1 protein-coding gene is annotated in these 391 nt (G+C 65.2%); it reads left to right on the top strand.

The window, feature by feature from the left end; all coding sequences use genetic code 11:
• A partial coding sequence (locus tag AX672_RS18855; RefSeq protein ID WP_202189278.1) for a cadherin-like domain-containing protein occupies nucleotides 1–391 on the top strand: 391 nt, incomplete at both ends.

Raw genomic sequence — 391 nt, 5'->3', positions numbered from 1 at the left:
GCACCGCGAACGGCGGGGTCAATCTCGACGCAAGCCCCAACACGCTCACCTTCAACGTCACGCCCGTCAATGATGCGCCCTCGGGCACCGATGCGACGCTGACGATTCTTGAGGACATGCCGCGCACGCTGACGACGGCGGACTTCGGGTTCAGCGATGCCGAGGGCAACAGCTTTGCGGCGGTGGTCATCACGACCTTGCCCAGTGCGGGCAGCCTGACGCTGAATGGCGTGGCACTCACCGCCGGCCAGTCGATTCCTGTCGCGAGCCTGCCGCAACTGGTGTTCACCCCTGCCGCCAATGCGAGTGGCAATGGCTATGCGAGCTTCACCTTCCAGGTGCAGGACAATGGCGGCACCGCGAACGGCGGGGTCAATCTCGACGCAAGCCC

Origin of the sequence: Sphingomonas sp. CCH10-B3, assembly GCF_001556185.1 — a bacterium.
GTDB lineage: Bacteria > Pseudomonadota > Alphaproteobacteria > Sphingomonadales > Sphingomonadaceae > Sphingomonas > Sphingomonas aquatica.
The sequence above is the reverse complement of the archived record's forward strand: the minus strand, read 5'-3'. Positions and strand labels throughout refer to the sequence as shown.